14 protein-coding genes are annotated in these 14,829 nt (G+C 64.4%); 11 read left to right on the forward strand and 3 right to left on the reverse strand.

Features of this window, described 5'->3' with window-relative positions; genetic code table 11:
- Positions 1-172 precede the first annotated feature (172 nt).
- A complete protein-coding gene (locus NCR38_RS01215) occupies positions 173-382 on the reverse strand; it encodes a twin transmembrane helix small protein (RefSeq protein ID WP_061116867.1) in 210 nt (69 codons plus the stop codon).
- A gap of 125 nt (positions 383-507) precedes the next feature.
- Here NCR38_RS01215 and NCR38_RS01220 point away from each other — a divergent pair, with 125 nt between their 5' ends.
- Genes NCR38_RS01220 through NCR38_RS01240 form a run of 5 tightly spaced genes read left to right on the forward strand, consistent with a single transcriptional unit; the run spans position 508 to position 4,581 of the window.
- Positions 508-1,251, forward strand: a complete 744-nt coding sequence (locus tag NCR38_RS01220) for an SURF1 family protein (protein WP_250476231.1) — start codon at positions 508-510, stop codon at positions 1,249-1,251.
- A gap of 31 nt (positions 1,252-1,282) precedes the next feature.
- The gene (locus NCR38_RS01225) at positions 1,283-1,936 is read left to right on the forward strand and encodes a cytochrome C oxidase subunit I (RefSeq protein ID WP_250476232.1); all 654 of its coding nucleotides are present in this window, start codon (positions 1,283-1,285) and stop codon (positions 1,934-1,936) included.
- A 24-nt stretch (positions 1,937-1,960) separates the two neighbouring features.
- Positions 1,961-3,070, forward strand: a complete 1,110-nt coding sequence (locus tag NCR38_RS01230; protein WP_061116870.1) for a heme A synthase — start codon at positions 1,961-1,963, stop codon at positions 3,068-3,070.
- A gap of 9 nt (positions 3,071-3,079) precedes the next feature.
- Positions 3,080-3,985 carry a heme o synthase gene (gene cyoE / locus NCR38_RS01235; protein ID WP_061116871.1) on the forward strand — a complete coding sequence of 302 codons (906 nt, stop codon included), beginning with the start codon at positions 3,080-3,082 and terminating at the stop codon, positions 3,983-3,985.
- Positions 3,982-4,581 (forward strand): SCO family protein, encoded by a 600-nt coding sequence (locus NCR38_RS01240; RefSeq protein WP_061116872.1) that lies wholly within the window; start codon positions 3,982-3,984, stop codon positions 4,579-4,581. The genes cyoE and NCR38_RS01240 overlap by 4 nt, the downstream gene beginning before the upstream one ends.
- A gap of 34 nt (positions 4,582-4,615) precedes the next feature.
- Here NCR38_RS01240 and NCR38_RS01245 read toward each other — a convergent pair whose 3' ends face one another.
- Complete coding sequence (locus tag NCR38_RS01245; protein WP_061116951.1) at positions 4,616-4,915, reverse strand: YciI family protein; 300 nt, start codon at positions 4,913-4,915, stop codon at positions 4,616-4,618.
- Between the two features lie 197 nt (positions 4,916-5,112).
- Between NCR38_RS01245 and NCR38_RS01250 the strand changes: the two genes are divergently transcribed.
- Complete coding sequence (locus NCR38_RS01250) at positions 5,113-5,925, forward strand: MetQ/NlpA family ABC transporter substrate-binding protein (RefSeq protein ID WP_250476233.1); 813 nt, start codon at positions 5,113-5,115, stop codon at positions 5,923-5,925.
- Between the two features lie 64 nt (positions 5,926-5,989).
- Here the strand turns inward: NCR38_RS01250 and NCR38_RS01255 are convergent, their stop codons facing one another.
- Positions 5,990-6,916 carry a bifunctional helix-turn-helix transcriptional regulator/GNAT family N-acetyltransferase gene (locus NCR38_RS01255; RefSeq protein WP_250476234.1) on the reverse strand — a complete coding sequence of 309 codons (927 nt, stop codon included), beginning with the start codon at positions 6,914-6,916 and terminating at the stop codon, positions 5,990-5,992.
- A 317-nt stretch (positions 6,917-7,233) separates the two neighbouring features.
- Between NCR38_RS01255 and NCR38_RS01260 the strand changes: the two genes are divergently transcribed.
- The 5 genes from NCR38_RS01260 (at position 7,234) to nagE (ending at position 14,766) form a co-directional block, all read left to right on the forward strand.
- Complete coding sequence (locus NCR38_RS01260) at positions 7,234-7,968, forward strand: GntR family transcriptional regulator (RefSeq protein WP_250476235.1); 735 nt, start codon at positions 7,234-7,236, stop codon at positions 7,966-7,968.
- 164 nt (positions 7,969-8,132) lie between these two features.
- Positions 8,133-9,236, forward strand: a complete 1,104-nt coding sequence (nagA, locus tag NCR38_RS01265) for an N-acetylglucosamine-6-phosphate deacetylase (protein WP_250476236.1) — start codon at positions 8,133-8,135, stop codon at positions 9,234-9,236.
- Positions 9,229-10,236, forward strand: coding sequence for an SIS domain-containing protein (locus NCR38_RS01270; protein WP_250476346.1), 1,008 nt, complete (start codon positions 9,229-9,231; stop codon positions 10,234-10,236). Before nagA ends, NCR38_RS01270 begins: the two co-directional genes overlap by 8 nt.
- Positions 10,237-10,248: 12 nt before the next feature.
- On the forward strand, positions 10,249-12,837 hold the full coding sequence (gene ptsP / locus NCR38_RS01275; protein WP_250476237.1) for a phosphoenolpyruvate--protein phosphotransferase: 2,589 nt from the start codon (positions 10,249-10,251) through the stop codon (positions 12,835-12,837).
- 138 nt (positions 12,838-12,975) lie between these two features.
- A complete protein-coding gene (nagE, locus tag NCR38_RS01280; RefSeq protein ID WP_061116877.1) occupies positions 12,976-14,766 on the forward strand; it encodes an N-acetylglucosamine-specific PTS transporter subunit IIBC in 1,791 nt (596 codons plus the stop codon).
- Positions 14,767-14,829: the final 63 nt, after the last annotated feature.

The raw sequence follows: 14,829 nt of genomic DNA on the forward strand, positions 1-14,829 counted from the left end.
CGCGGTGCGCCGTCCGCGATGCAAGGCTGGCGGCGACGCCGGTCCGAGAGCAAAGAAGCAGTGACCAACACGCCGCCCTCGACGTCTCAAGGGGCGGCGTTGTCGTTTCGAGGACGTCGAAAGGTGCCGCGGCGCGACAATACGTCTCGTAGGGCCGTAGCCGGGCGGTGGGTTATCGTCCGATGGGAATGCCCGACGACTGAATCCAGCCCATCCAGTGCGCGAACAGGATGAAGAGGAAGAGCGAGATGGACAGCCCCACGCGTGCCGCGAGCGACCAGACCATCCGCTTCGTCCTGCCCCGGTCGGTCATCATGAAGTAGAGCGCCGAACCCAGGCTGCCGATGATAAGGATGAATGCAATAGCAACGATGATGTGCATGAAACCAGCCAGCGTTTTTGCTCAGGAACCACAGCGAGCAGTATGAATTTGGATCATCTCATTATCTCACTCGACAGATCGCGCCGTGCGGCGCCCGACCGGATCCCGGCAGTAAGGCTGGCAGCATGAAGATCCGGTTCTGGCCCGCGCTGCTGATTCTGATCGTCGTTGCGGTGACCGTGCGGCTCGGCTTCTGGCAACGCGATCGCGCGCATCAGAAAGAAGCGCTCAACGCACAGATCGTCGCGTTCGAGAACGCACCGGTGCGAGAAGTCGGCGTCGAGCCGATACCGCTCAAGTCGATCGAATTCCACCGCGTGGAGGCGCGCGGCGAGTTCCTGCCGGAACGCGTCGTGTATCTGGACAATCGTCCGTATAACGACCAGCCGGGCTTTTATGTCGTGATGCCGCTTAAACTCGAGGGCGGCGGCTATGTGCTCGTGAATCGCGGATGGCTGCCGCGCAACATGGCGGACCGCACGGGCATCGAGTCGTATGAAACGCCGAAGGGCGTCGTCGAGGTGCAAGGCATCGCGCGCGCGAATGCGTCGCAGGCGTTCGAGCTGGGCAGCGGCGGATCGGCCGCGCACAAGGAAATTCGGCAGAACCTCGATATCAGGTCGTATGCGGCCGAAACCGGGCTCGCCTTCCAGCCGTTCGTGATTCAGCAGACGAACGACACCGGCGACAAGCTCGTGCGCAACTGGCCCGCGCCGACGCTCGGCGTCGAGCGCAATTACGGATACATGCTCCAGTGGTGGGGCATGGCGGCCGCGGCTATCGGGTTTGGCCTGTATGCCGCGCGCCGCGCCGCGAAGAAGGGCGACGAGCCCGACGAGCGCGACGACGAAGCCGAGCACCACGCCTGACAATCGACCGAACAGAGACAAGTCTCCACCGATGCAATCACAACGCCCCACCGCCGCCGACGACAAGGCGCGCACGCCACAACGAACCGCCAGAAAAGGCTCCTGGATCAGCGGCCGCTGGATGCTCCTGCTGCTCGCGCTGGTGTGCGCCGCGCCGGTGATCGCGTCGTACCTGATGTACTACGTGTTCAAGCCGGCAGGCGGCACGTCGAGCTACGGTGCGCTGATCGACCCGCAGCGCCCGATCCCGGCGCAACTCGTCGTCATCGACGAGAAAGGGCAGAGCCTGCCGTTCAAGTCGCTCGAAGGCAAATGGCTGATGATCACGGTCAACGGCAGCGACTGCGACGAACAATGCGCGACGCGCCTCTATTTCATGCGCCAGGTGCGCGCGCTGCAATCGGGCGAGCGCGATCGCGTCGTGAACGTCTGGCTACGAACCGATGACAAACCAGTGTCCGACGTCATCAAGACCGCATACCCGCAGCCGGATACGCGCATGCTCGTCGCGGACGACAAGTCGATCGCGGCGTGGCTGCCCGTCGACGACGGCACGAAACTCACGGATCACATTTTTCTCGTCGATCCGAATGGCAATCTGATGATGCGCTTTCCGAAGAACCCCGATCCGAAGAAGATCAACGCGGATCTGGCGAAGCTTCTGAAGTGGTCGCGCATCGGTTAAAACGCGGGCTGAAGGTAAGAGAGCATGTTTTTACTGCAACTGGGTCTGATCGGCATCTGCATCGCGCTGCTGCCGCTTTCGTATGTCTGGGTCAAGGCCGATGACAACAAGTTCAGGAAGCTCGTCTGGCTGACGACGTTCCTGACGCTCGATCTCATCATGTTCGGCGGCTTCACCCGCCTCACCGATTCCGGCCTCGGCTGCCCCGACTGGCCGGGCTGCTACGGCACGTCGTCGCCCTTCATCGCGCACGCGCAAATTTCCGCCGCGTATCAGGCAATGCCGACCGGCCCCGTCAGCATGGTGAAGGCGTGGATCGAGATGCTGCATCGTTACTTCGCGATGGCGATCGGCGTGCTGATCATCGCGCAGGTGATCATCGCGTGGACCGCGCGCATCAAGAAGCGTCCGCTGCATGTGTCGCCGTGGTGGCCGACCGGCATCCTGGCGCTCATCCTGCTGCAAGGTGCGTTCGGCGCGTGGACCGTCACGCTCAAGCTGCAACCGGTGATCGTCACGACGCACCTGCTGCTCGGCCTCGCGCTGCTCGGCGTGCTCGGCTGGCTCGCGGCGCGCATGACGCCGATTCCATCGCTCGATTCGGGCGCCGCGCGCTGGATGCCCGCCGCGGCATTCGGGCTGCTGCTGCTCGTCGCGCAGATCGCGCTCGGCGGCTGGGTCAGCACGAACTACGCGGTGCTGGCGTGCACGGACTTCCCGCTGTGCAATGGCCAATGGGTTCCCCCGATGAACTTCGAGCATGGCTTCCATCTGTGGCGCGCCCTCGGCATGACCGGCGACGGCGACGTGATCTCGCAGGACGCGCTCGTCGCAATTCACTGGACGCATCGCACGTTCGCGGTGGTCGTCGTGCTGTATCTGCTCTGGCTTGCACTGAGACTGCGACGTTTCGAATCTCTGCGAAAGCCCGCAAACGGCGTATTGTTGATGATCGTCGTCCAGTTCCTGACGGGCATGTCGAACGTCGTGCTGCAATGGCCGTTGGCGGTCGCGGTCGCGCACAACGGCGGGGCCGCGATCCTGTTGCTGCTACTCGTTATGCTAAACTTTCGAATCTCTTCCAGCCGTCCCGGCCGCGCCGCAGTTCCCGCGCGCGACGTCGTTTCAGCGTGACTCCACATCATGGATAGCACGACACTCAATTCCCCACTCGGCAATCGCGCGTCGCAATACCTCGCGCTGACAAAGCCGCGCGTCACGCAGCTCGCCGTGTTTTGTGCCGTCATCGGCATGTTCCTGTCCACGCCCGGCATGGTGCCGTGGGACAAGCTGATCGGCGGCGTCGTCGGCATCTGGTTGCTGGCCGGTGCGGCATTTGCAATCAATTGTCTCGTCGAGCAAAAAGTCGATGCGAAGATGCGCCGCACCGCGTGGCGTCCGTCGGCACGCGGGCAAATCACGCCGACGCAGATTCTGACGTTCTCGGCGGTGCTCGGCGGCATCGGCATGTGGACGCTCTACACGTTCACCAATCCGCTCACGATGTGGCTCACCATCGCCACGTTCGTCGGCTATGCGGTCATCTATACGCTGCTGCTCAAGCCTTATACGCCGCAGAACATCGTGATCGGCGGCGCGTCCGGCGCGATGCCGCCCGCGCTCGGATGGGCCGCGGTAACCGGCACGGTGCCCGGCGACGCGTGGATTCTCGTGCTGATCATCTTCGTGTGGACGCCGCCGCATTTCTGGGCGCTCGCGCTGTATCGCCGCAAGGACTACGAAAACGCCGGCCTGCCGATGCTCCCGATCACGCACGGCGAGAAATACACGCTGCTCAACATCTTCCTGTACACGCTCGTGCTGTTCGCGGTCACGCTGATGCCCTATATTTCCGGCATGAGCGGCGTCGTGTACCTGGCGAGCGCGATTGCGCTCGGCGCGGGCTTCATCGGCTACGCGTGGAAGATGTATCGCGACTATTCGGATGCACTCGCGCGCAAGACCTTCCGATATTCAATCGTGTATCTGTCGTTGCTGTTCGGCGCGTTGCTCGTCGATCATTACGTGCGTACGGTGATCGGCGCATGATGGCTCTTCGTCGCGTATTTGCGCTGCTGGCGCTCGTGTTCTCCTGCGCGGCGCTGCTTTCGGCTTGTGAGAAAGCGCCCGATTTCAAGAATCTCGATATCACCGGCAACAAGCAGTTCGGCAGCGATTTCTCCCTGCCCGACACACACGGCAAGACGCGCACGCTTGCTGACTTCAAAGGCAAGGCTGTCGTGCTGTTCTTCGGCTACACGCATTGTCCGGACGTGTGCCCGACGACGCTCGCCGAACTCTCGCAAGCCATGCAGCAACTCGGCGACAAATCGAAGGACGTGCAGGTACTGATGGTCACCGTCGATCCGGCGCGCGACACGCCCGATCTGCTTGGCCAATACGTGGCAGCGTTCAACTCGTCGTATATCGGTCTGCGTCCGGCGAACGATGCGCAGCTCGCACAGGTCGCGAAGGACTTCCGGGTGTATTACGCCAAGTCGCAGGGAAAGACGCCCGACGATTACACGATGGATCACACCGCCGCGAGCTACGTGTTCGACAAGGACGGGAAGCTGCGTCTCTTCGCGCGCGACGGGCAGGGCGTCGAGCCGTGGGTTCACGACTTGAAGCTGCTGGTCGACTGATGGTGAAAGTGGCCCGCGCGGGCCACTTTGTTTTTCAGCTATCCAACGATGGCTCGGGCAGATTCAAGCCGCGCGCAAGCCGCGTCGCCTTGAACTCGGTGATGTCGTAATGCGCGAGTCCCTGTTGCGCGAACGGATCTTCCGCGATGATCGCATCGAGGCGATCGCGCTCGATGCCCGACGCCAGAATGATGCCGCCTTCGCGCGGCACCTTCGGCCCTGCGATCACGAAGACGCCCGCCGCAAAATAACGTTCGAGATAGACGCGATGCGCGTCGAGGGCATCGTCGATCTCGGCAAGCGCGCCGGTATATCGCAGATTGATTACGTACATGATGCTTGCCTCCGGCATGAGAGTTCGTGACGTTCCATGGCAATTCTAGCCGCACCTTGCGCAGGTGATATTCACATGAGCAATCTGTATTTCGTCCCGCACCGTTGCTGTGCGAACATCCGTCACCCGGTTTGAATCGTTCGCCGGGCACGACTCAGGCAATTCCAGCAAGAACGCATCATCGAAACAGGAACACCATGCAGCGCAGAAATTTGCTCAAAGCCATAACCGCCGTCGCGGCGTCCGCCGCGTTGTTCACGAGCCTCGCCGCTCACGCCGATGACAAGGTGATCAAGGTGGGCACCATCAGCGGCCCGGACGCGCAGATCTGGCAAGTCGTGCAGAAGGTCGCGAAGCGCGAGGGGCTCAACGTGAAGGTGATCGAGTTCAACGATTACGTTCAGCCAAACGCAGCGCTCGACGCCGGCGATCTCGATGCCAACAGCTTTCAGCATCAGCCGTATCTCGACAGCCAGATCAAGCAGCGTGGCTACAAGATCGTGAACGCGGGGCTCACGTATATTTCGCCGCTCGGCGTCTATTCGAAGAAGCTGAAGTCGCTAAAGGATCTGCCGCAGGGCGCGAAGGTCGCGGTGCCGAATGATCCGTCGAACGAGAATCGCGCACTTCTGCTGCTGCAATCGCAAGGCGTGATCAAGCTGAAGGCGGGCGCAGGCACGAACGGCAATAATGCGACGGCGCTCGACGTGGCGGAAAATCCGAAGAAGGTCAAGCTCGTGGAGCTCGATGCGGCGCAACTGCCGCGCACGCTCGCCGATGTCGATGCGGCCGCGATCAACACGAACTTCGCGCTCGCGGCGGGTCTGCAACCGACGAAGGACGCGATCGCGCTCGAGGACGTGCATAGCCCGTACGCGAACCTGATCGCGGTGCGCGCAAAAGACAAGGACCAGCCGTGGGTGAAGAAGCTGGTCTCGGCCTATCAGTCCGAAGACGTGCGCCAGTTCCTCAAGAGCGAGTTCAAAGGTTCGGTCGTGCCGTCGTTCTGAGAGCGATTGCGCACGAATATGCAGCGGCGTCCCACGGGACGCCGTTTTTTACTTGCGCGGCCGTTCAGTCTACGAAGATCGGCTGCAGTTCTCGTTGCCACACCATTCCCTTGGATCCTTCCATAACGGGCGTGAAGCCGGATCGCACGAACAGGGCGCAAAGCTCTTCATGCGGTTCATCCAGGCGGCAGATGACCCGATCATAGCGAGCGCCGTGCGCGAAGTTCGTGCATGCCGCGACGAGCCGCTCGCCGAGCCCGCGCCGCCGCGCGCCCGGTTCGACGAACAATAGTTCGATTCGCGCCTGACTTTCGGACTCCGCAGTAAGCAGCGCCGCGCCGACGCGCATGGCCTCGCCTTGTTCGGCCACCCAGCAGGCGATGCGCGGTGTGCTCGCCTGCATCTCGGCGAGAAAGTGCGCCACCGCCCTCGCCGTGCGCGCCTCGCTGGAAAACTTCGGCCGCTCGCCCGAATACAGATGAGCCTGACGCTCGATCATCCAGCCGAAGTCTCCGGCGCGGGGGACGCGAAGCCGGGCTTCTCCTTCGGCGCACCCCGGTGAAAGAAGCCGTTCGACGTCTGCCATTGCAGTGCATAGCTGATCGATTTCGGCGGTAGTCAGCCGTTTGAGCAGCATGGCGGTTTCCGCGGAAACATGCAGGTCGATCTCGTCGACCTTTGCTTTTGCCTCGGGCGTGATGCGCAGCAGGTGCGCGCGGCCATCCAGCTCGTTCTTTCGCCGCACGACGAGGCCGAGCTTGTGAAAGTTGTTGATCAACCTGCTCAAATGGCCCGTGTCCAGCCCGAGGTTGCGCGACAAGTCTGCGGCCGTTGTGGCCCGCGCTTGTCCCAGCTCGTGAAGGATGCGTACTTCCGTCAGGGAAAAGCTGCTTTTATGTAGCCGCTCGTGGAGTGCGCCTGTGTGGCGCGCATAAAAGCGGTTAAAGCGGCGCACCGCTTCGACAGCCCGGCTCGGATCGGAACAGCCCATCGCGTCAGTCTCTCATCGATATTGTTGGAATTAATCGGAATCCGAATTAATGCGCGCATTGTGCCAAAGAAGAACGATCGTGCGAATACGAAAATGCCCGAAAAAAGGGCTATCGGCCGTTTAATTGACCAGTTCATCCACTGGGCTGCGTGTAGGGGTAAGTCCTGATGGCATGTTTGTTCCGATTCGTCCTCGCAAAAGCACTTAACTATCTGATTTGTTTGAAAATTTGACGATCGTCCTCCGATGCCGGTTTAACGTTGACTGGTATTATGTTGGTTATATAATGGGCTCCAATTCGGCACTGAGAGCGTTCGATGAAGCATCGCTGGCAGGATTTGACGCCGGAGGCGCAGAGCGATACGCCACTTTATTTACAGTTGGCGTCGCGTCTCGCCAAAGCGATTCATGCGGGAAACTGGGCGGCCGGCGAGGCGCTGCCTTCGGAGCGCACGCTCTCCGAAGGCGTCGGCGTATCGCGTATCACGGCGAGGAAGGCTCTCGCACTGCTCGTTGAGCAAGGCTTGATCAGGCGCGTGCGCGGCGCGGGCAGTTTCATCACGCCGCGTGTCGAAGACCCGCTCTCCCGGCTCACCGGCTTCACCCGAAAGATGGAACAGCGCGGCTTTACGCCGGATTCGATCTGGCTGGATCGCGGACTGCGCACAGCGAGTCGCGACGAAACGGTGCGGCTAGGTCTGTCGCCGGGCGCGTCCGTTGCGAGCCTAAGACGTCTGCGGCGCGCGGACGGCATCGTGATGGCGGTCGAGCACTCGGCCTTGCCCGTCGCCGTGGTGCCGGACCCGCTCGCGATCGGCGCGTCGCTGTATCGGCATCTCGAGGAGCGCGGGTTGTCGGTGGTGCGTGCATTGCAGCACTTCCGTGCAGTGAACGCGGGCGCGGAAATCGCGCGGCTGATGGGCGTGGCGCCGCGCGCCGCATTGCTCGTGATCACGCGGATCGGCTATTCGGCGGATCAACGTGCGATCGAATCGACGGACACCTACTGTCGCGACGACTACTACGACTTCGTCGCCGAACTGCATCGATAAGCGTCGGTACAGACGCGCATGACCCGATACGCATCGAGAGAGCAAACAAGAGAACGAGAGGACCCAAGGAAGCCGTTCGCTTTTTTCGTGACGAAAGCCTGCTCGCAGCACGGCGCGGACGGCACTGAACCTCATCCATGCAGCGCGTACTTCCAGAGAACTTCATGCTGAAAGGAAACATACTCACGACCGACGGCTGGATCCACGGTTCGATCCGCGTCGAGAACGGCCGCGTGACGGCGCTCGAAGGCCATATCGCCGATCCGCTCGCCAACGACGCGCCGTACATCCTGCCAGGCTTCATCGATCTGCACGTGCATGGGGGCGGCGGGCGCGACATCATGGAAGGCGGCGATGCGGCGGACACCGTGGCGCTGCAGCACGCGCAACACGGCACGACGAGCCTGCTCGCAACCACGATGACCGCGCCGCGCGACGAGTTGATGGAAGTCGTCGCGGGTCTCGGCGAACAGGCGAAACACCGCGCCGCCGGCGGCGCGCGCATGCTGGGCGTGCATCTGGAAGGCCCGTACATCAACCCGGGCAAGCTCGGCGCGCAGCCGGACGCCGCTGCGGTCGCGGTGCGCGACGAAGTGCTGAAGTACCTCGAGCTCGCGCCGATCCGCGTCGTCACGATCGCCCCGGAAATCTCGGGCCATCTGGACATCATTTCGGAACTGGCCGCGCGCGGCGTGCGCGTGCAACTCGGCCATTCGCTCGGCACGTATGACGACGCCGTCAACGCGCTCAAGCATGGCGCGCGCGGCTTCACGCACTTGTTCAATGCAATGTCGCCGCTGCATCACCGCGATCCCGGCATGGTCGGCGCGGCGCTCGCGCATGCCGAATACGCCGAGCTCATTCCCGATCTGCTGCACGTGCATCCGGGCGCCATCCGCGCCGCGATGCGCGCGATCCCGCGTCTCTATGTCGTGACCGACAGCACCTCGGCGGCCGGCATGCCCGACGGCGAATATCGCCTCGGCAGTCAGCACGTCACCAAATGCATGGGCGGTGTGCGTCTCGCGGACGGCACGCTCGCCGGCAGCACCCTGACCATGGATCAGGCGCTGCGCAATCTCGTCTCGCTGGGCATTCCGCTCGCGGACGTCTCGAATCGCCTGTCGCGTTTCCCCGCCGACTATCTCGGGCTCGAAGACCGCGGCCGCATCGCGCGCGGCGCATGGGCCGATCTCGTCGTGCTCGACCGGGAACACGCGCTGACCGCCACGTATGTCGAAGGAGAATCAATTGTCGAATATGCTTAATGAGGCGCTGGAGTCCGCCGACGTCGTCGCGGCCCAGCTCGCCGATACCTCGCGCATCGAAGAGCTCGCGGTCAAGCTCGCCGAGCAGCCGCGCCACGTCGCGCTGACGGTGGCGCGCGGCAGTTCCGATCACGCCGCCAGTTATTTCGCAAGCCTGACAATGAGCCGTGTCGGCGTGCCGGTCGCATCGCTGCCGATGTCGGTCGCCACGCTCCAGCAGGCGCCGCTGCGTGTCTCCGGGCAACTCGCCGTCGCGTTCTCGCAATCCGGCAAGAGCCCCGATCTCGTCGGTACGATGCAGGCGCTGCGCGACGCGGGCGCGTTCACCGTCGCGGCAGTCAATGTCACCGGTTCGCCGCTCGAAAGCGCGTGCGAATATTTCCTGCCGCTGCTCGCCGGTCCCGAGCTGTCGGTCGCAGCGACCAAGAGCTACATCGCGATGCTGTCGCTGTCGGCCATCGTCATCGCGCACGTTCAGCGCGACGTCGAATTGCTCAATTCGCTGAAATCGCTGCCCGACGCGCTGCGTGCCGCGGGCAAGCTCGACTGGACGCGCGCCGTGACCGAGCTTACGGACGCCGATCGCATGATCGTGATCGGCCGTGGCCTCGGCCTCGCGATCGCGCAGGAAGCCGCGCTCAAGCTGAAGGAAACCTCGGGCATCCAGGCCGAAGCGTTTTCGAGCGCGGAAGTGCGCCACGGTCCGATGGAAATCATCGACCGCGACTATCCGCTGCTCGTGTTCGCGCCGCGCGGGCCGGAGCAGGCGGGCCTCATCCAGCTTGCCGCGGATATGCGCGCTCGCGGCGCGCGCGTGCTGCTCGCCGCACCCGAGGACGTTGCGGACGCGGAGTTGCCGCTCGTCGCCACCGATCACCCGGCGCTCGATCCGATCGCCGCGATCCTTTCTTTTTATGTGATGGCCGCGGGTCTGGCCGCCGCACGCGGCCGCAATCCCGACGCGCCGCGCCACCTGAACAAGGTCACCGAAACCCATTGAGCGAGATAGCCGATGCGCCGTGCCGAGGAGTCACTGTTGAACCATTCCGTCAATAATCCGAACGATGTCGTGCTGCTCGCGCCGTTCACCGGTCCCGTCGTGCCGCTCGCCGACGTGCCGGACCCCGTATTCGCCGAGGGCATGTTCGGCGACGGCATCGGCATCGATCCGCTCGATAACGTGCTTGTTTCGCCCTGCGACGGCACGATCACGCATCTCGCGCGCACGCATCACGCGGTGACGGTGCGCACGCAAGAAGGCGCGGAGATTCTCGTGCATATCGGCATCGACACGGTCGAGCTGAGCGGCAAGGGCTTCGCGCCGAAGGTCGAGCAAGGCGCGACGGTGCGCGCGGGCGATCCGCTCATCGAATTCGATGCGGACTTCGTCGCGCAGCACGCGCCGAGCCTGGTCTCCGTGATTGCAGTCGCAAACGGCGATGCCTTCGACGTCATCGATCGCGCTGGCCGCGGCGTGCTGAAGGCGGGCTCACGCATGCTGGTGTTGCGCGCGAAGCAAGGCGAGAAAGCCGAAACGGCACGCGCGGGCGCGGTCGTGCTGGAGGAAGCGCGCCGCAGCGTGACGCTGGCGCACGCGGGCGGTCTGCATGCGCGTCCGGCTGCCCGGGCGCGCGAAGCGGCGCGCGGTTTCGACGCGAAGGTCGAAGTGCGCTACCAAGGCAGGAAGGCGCCGGTTGAAAGCGTCGTCGGTCTGCTCGGTCTCGGAGCGGGCGAGGGCGCGACCATCGAACTGGTTGCTATCGGCGGGCAGGCGCAGCAGGCGATCGAAGCGGTTGCCGCCGAATTGCTGCGCGCGGCGCAAGGCGAAGTCGAAGAGACGCCCGCGCGCGCGAAGTCGCCCGCGCCGGTCGCCAGGGCAGCCGGTGCAGGAGAGCCGCTGCCGCCGAACACGCTTGCCGGCGTGTGCGCGGCGCCGGGCATCGCGGTCGGCAAGCTCGTGCGCTGGGACGATCAGGAAATCGTGCCGCCCGAACAGGCGGGCGGCTCGTCGGCGGCGGAAAGCCGTGCGCTGGACAAAGCCATCGCCCAGGTCGATGCCGAACTCGGCGAAACGGTGCGCACCGCGTCGCAGCGCGGCGCAGTCGGCGAAGCGGGCATTTTCGCGGTGCATCGCGTGCTGCTCGAAGATCCGACGCTCGTCGATGCCGCGCGCGATCTGATCAGCCTCGGCAAGAGCGCGGGCTTCGCGTGGCGCGAGGCGATCCGCGCGCAAATCGCGCTGCTTTCGAACGTGCAGGACGACCTGCTCGCGGAGCGTGCCGCCGATCTTCGTGATATCGAAAAGCGCGTGTTGCGCGCGCTCGGTCTGAACAACACCGCGGCGCGCGAACTGCCCGAAGAGACCGTGCTCGCGGCCGCGGAATTCACGCCGTCCGATCTGTCTTCGATCGACCGCACGCGCGTCACCGCGCTCGTCATGGCGCGCGGCGGCGCGACCTCCCACGCGGCGATCATCGCGCGGCAGATCGGCATTCCGGCGCTCGTCGCCATCGGCGATGCGCTGCACGCGATTCCCGAAGGCACGCAAGTGGTCGTGGATGCATCGGCGGGACGGATCGAGCATGCGCCGACCGCGCTCGACGTCGAACGCGCGCGCAACGAACGCGAACGGCTCGCGGGCGTGCGCGAGGCGAATCGCAAGCTTTCGCGGCAAACCGCATCGACGAAGGATGGCAGGCATATCGAAATCGCCGCGAATATCGCGACGCTCGACGACGCGAAGGCCGCCGTCGAAAACGGCGCGGATGCGGTCGGCCTGTTGCGCACCGAACTGCTGTTCATCCATCGCCAGTCGGCGCCGACGGTCGCGGAGCACGCGCAGAGCTATCAGGGCATCGTCGATGCGCTGCAGGGCCGCACCGCGATCATCCGCACGCTCGATGTCGGCGCGGACAAGGAAGTCGACTATCTGACGCTGCCGCCCGAAGAAAATCCGGCGCTCGGTCTGCGCGGCATCCGCCTCGCGCAGGTGCGCCCCGATCTGCTCGACGACCAGTTGCGCGGCCTGCTTGCCGTGAAACCGCTCGGCACCGTGCGCATCCTTTTGCCGATGGTGACGGATGCGGGCGAGTTGCAGCGCTTGCGTGCGCGCATCGACGAACTGGCGCGCGAAGCGGGCCGAACCGAGCCGATCGAAGTGGGCGTGATGATCGAAGTGCCGTCGGCGGCGCTGCTCGCGGATCAACTCGCGAAACACGCGGATTTCCTCTCGATCGGCACCAACGATCTCACGCAGTACACGCTCGCGATGGACCGCTGCCAGCCCGATCTCGCCGCGCAGTCCGATGGCCTGCATCCCGCTGTGCTGCGCCTCATCAAGGCGACGGTGCAAGGCGCGGAAAAGCACGGCAAATGGGTCGGCGTGTGCGGCGCGCTCGGCGGCGATCCGGTCGCGGCGCCCCTGCTCGTCGGCCTCGGCGTGACCGAGTTGTCGGTCGATCCGGGGTCCGTGCCCGGCATCAAGGCGCGCGTGCGCAATCTCGATTACCAACTGTGCCGCCAGCGCGCCGAGGACTGCCTCGCGCTCGAATCGGCGCAGGCAGTAAGAGCGGCAAGCCGCGAAATCTGGCCGCAGGACTGAGCGTCCGATTCGTCGACCAGAGCTGGCGCCTCGGCGCCCGCCCTGGTCCCGTTCGAAGCCATAGACGGATTCGCGGATCCTTCAATCCCAGCAATCCCCGAAGCAGTAACGACAAGACTTATATTTTTGGAGAACCCGATGGACGCCAACCCGTTTGCAAAGATGCAGCGACTAGGTCGCGCGCTGATGCTGCCGATCGCCGTGTTACCGGTGGCCGGCCTGCTTCTGCGTCTCGGCCAGCCCGACGTCTTCAACATCAAGATGATCGCCGACGCCGGCGATGCGATTTTCACCAACCTGCCGCTCCTGTTCGCGATCGGCGTGGCGGTGGGTTTCGCGAAGGACAACAACGGCACGGCGGGTCTCGCCGGCGCGATCGGCTACCTCATCGAAGTGGCCGTGATGAAGGACATCAACGACAAGCTCAACATGGGCGTGCTGTCGGGGATCATCGCCGGTGTGGTGGCGGGCTATCTGTACAACCGGTACAAGGACATCAAGCTGCCCGAGTATCTGGCGTTCTTCGGCGGCAAGCGCTTCGTGCCGATCGTCACGGGCGTCGCGTGTCTGATACTCGGCATCGTGTTCGGCTACGTCTGGCAGCCGGTGCAGGCGGCCATCGACGCCGCGGGCAACTGGCTGACGACGGCCGGCGCGCTCGGCACCTTCGTGTTCGGCGTGCTGAACCGGATCCTGCTCGTGACGGGTCTTCACCACATCATCAACTCGCTCGCGTGGTTCGTGTTCGGCTCGTTCACGCCGCCCGGCGGCGGCGCGGTGGTGCATGGCGACCTGCATCGCTTCTTCGCGGGCGATCCGACCGCGGGCGGCTTCATGACCGGCTTCTTCCCGATCATGATGTTCGGCCTCCCGGCAGCCTGCCTCGCGATGTTCCATGAGGCGCCGAAGGAGCGCCGCGCGATCGTCGGCGGCCTGCTGTTCTCGATGGCACTGACCGCGTTCCTGACGGGCGTGACCGAGCCGATCGAGTACAGCTTCATGTTCCTCGCGCCGGTTCTCTACGCGATCCACGCGGTGCTGACGGGCCTGTCGCTCGCTATCTGCTCGGCGCTCGGCATCCATCTGGGCTTCACGTTCTCGGCGGGCGCGATCGATTACGTGCTGAACTACGGCCTGTCGCAGCGCGGCTGGATGGCGCTCGTCGTCGGCGTCGTTTACTTCATCATCTACTACGGTCTGTTCCGCTTCTTCATCCGCAAGTTCAACATGGCGACGCCGGGCCGCGAGCCGGCCACGACCGATGCGCAAACCGACGCCGACACGACCGTCGCAGGCGGCCTGATTCCGCCGGTTCCGGGCGCGGCGGTGGCGGCATCGAACACGCGCGCTGCAAAGTACGTCGCGGCGCTCGGCGGCGCGTCCAACCTGACGCTCGTCGATGCCTGCACGACGCGTCTTCGTTTGTCGGTGGTGGATTCGGAGAAAGTGTCGGAGCCGCAGTTGAAGACCATCGGCGCGCGTGGCGTGCTCAAGCGCGGCGCGACCAACGTGCAGGTGATCATCGGACCGGAAGCGGACCTGATCGCCGATGAAATCCGCAGCGAGCTCGAGCACTCGTCGACGCGCGGCGCAACGCCCGCATCGTCGACGCCGGCGCAACCGGCCGTGGCAGCGGTGAGCGTCGATCAGACGCCCGGCCCGCTCGATCCGGACCCGTTCCGCTGGCTCGCCGTGTTCGGCGGCGCGACCAATGTCGCATCGCTCGATGCGGTCGCCCAGACGCGCCTGCGCGTGGTCGTGCGTGATCCGTCGTCGGTGGATCGTCAGCGTTTGTCGTCGCTGGATGTGGCGTGGGTGTCGGCCGATACGTTCCACATCGTCGTGGGCGCGGCGGCGCAGCGTTATGCCACGCAGCTTTCCTCGCGCTTGTCGGGTAGCGGCGGCGGTGCAGCGCCGATGCCGGCGTGATGCAATAGACCATGCTTGAAAGCGGGCGGCACCCTCTGGGTGCCGTTTGCTTTTCGCGCAAGG

The sequence above is a fragment of the Caballeronia sp. INML1 genome, assembly GCF_023631085.1.
Classification (GTDB): Bacteria; Pseudomonadota; Gammaproteobacteria; order Burkholderiales; family Burkholderiaceae; genus Caballeronia; species Caballeronia turbans.

Bases quoted from the DNA above. Each gene is read 5' to 3' on its own strand.
- NCR38_RS01215 (WP_061116867.1), bottom strand. From the start codon at position 382: ATGCACATCATCGTTGCTATTGCATTCATCCTTATCATCGGCAGCCTG.
- NCR38_RS01220 (WP_250476231.1), top strand. From the start codon at position 508: ATGAAGATCCGGTTCTGGCCCGCGCTGCTGATTCTGATCGTCGTTGCG.
- NCR38_RS01225 (WP_250476232.1), top strand. From the start codon at position 1,283: ATGCAATCACAACGCCCCACCGCCGCCGACGACAAGGCGCGCACGCCA.
- NCR38_RS01230 (WP_061116870.1), top strand. From the start codon at position 1,961: ATGTTTTTACTGCAACTGGGTCTGATCGGCATCTGCATCGCGCTGCTG.
- cyoE (WP_061116871.1), top strand. From the start codon at position 3,080: ATGGATAGCACGACACTCAATTCCCCACTCGGCAATCGCGCGTCGCAA.
- NCR38_RS01240 (WP_061116872.1), top strand. From the start codon at position 3,982: ATGATGGCTCTTCGTCGCGTATTTGCGCTGCTGGCGCTCGTGTTCTCC.
- NCR38_RS01245 (WP_061116951.1), bottom strand. From the start codon at position 4,915: ATGTACGTAATCAATCTGCGATATACCGGCGCGCTTGCCGAGATCGAC.
- NCR38_RS01250 (WP_250476233.1), top strand. From the start codon at position 5,113: ATGCAGCGCAGAAATTTGCTCAAAGCCATAACCGCCGTCGCGGCGTCC.
- NCR38_RS01255 (WP_250476234.1), bottom strand. From the start codon at position 6,916: ATGGGCTGTTCCGATCCGAGCCGGGCTGTCGAAGCGGTGCGCCGCTTT.
- NCR38_RS01260 (WP_250476235.1), top strand. From the start codon at position 7,234: ATGAAGCATCGCTGGCAGGATTTGACGCCGGAGGCGCAGAGCGATACG.
- nagA (WP_250476236.1), top strand. From the start codon at position 8,133: ATGCTGAAAGGAAACATACTCACGACCGACGGCTGGATCCACGGTTCG.
- NCR38_RS01270 (WP_250476346.1), top strand. From the start codon at position 9,229: ATGCTTAATGAGGCGCTGGAGTCCGCCGACGTCGTCGCGGCCCAGCTC.
- ptsP (WP_250476237.1), top strand. From the start codon at position 10,249: ATGCGCCGTGCCGAGGAGTCACTGTTGAACCATTCCGTCAATAATCCG.
- nagE (WP_061116877.1), top strand. From the start codon at position 12,976: ATGGACGCCAACCCGTTTGCAAAGATGCAGCGACTAGGTCGCGCGCTG.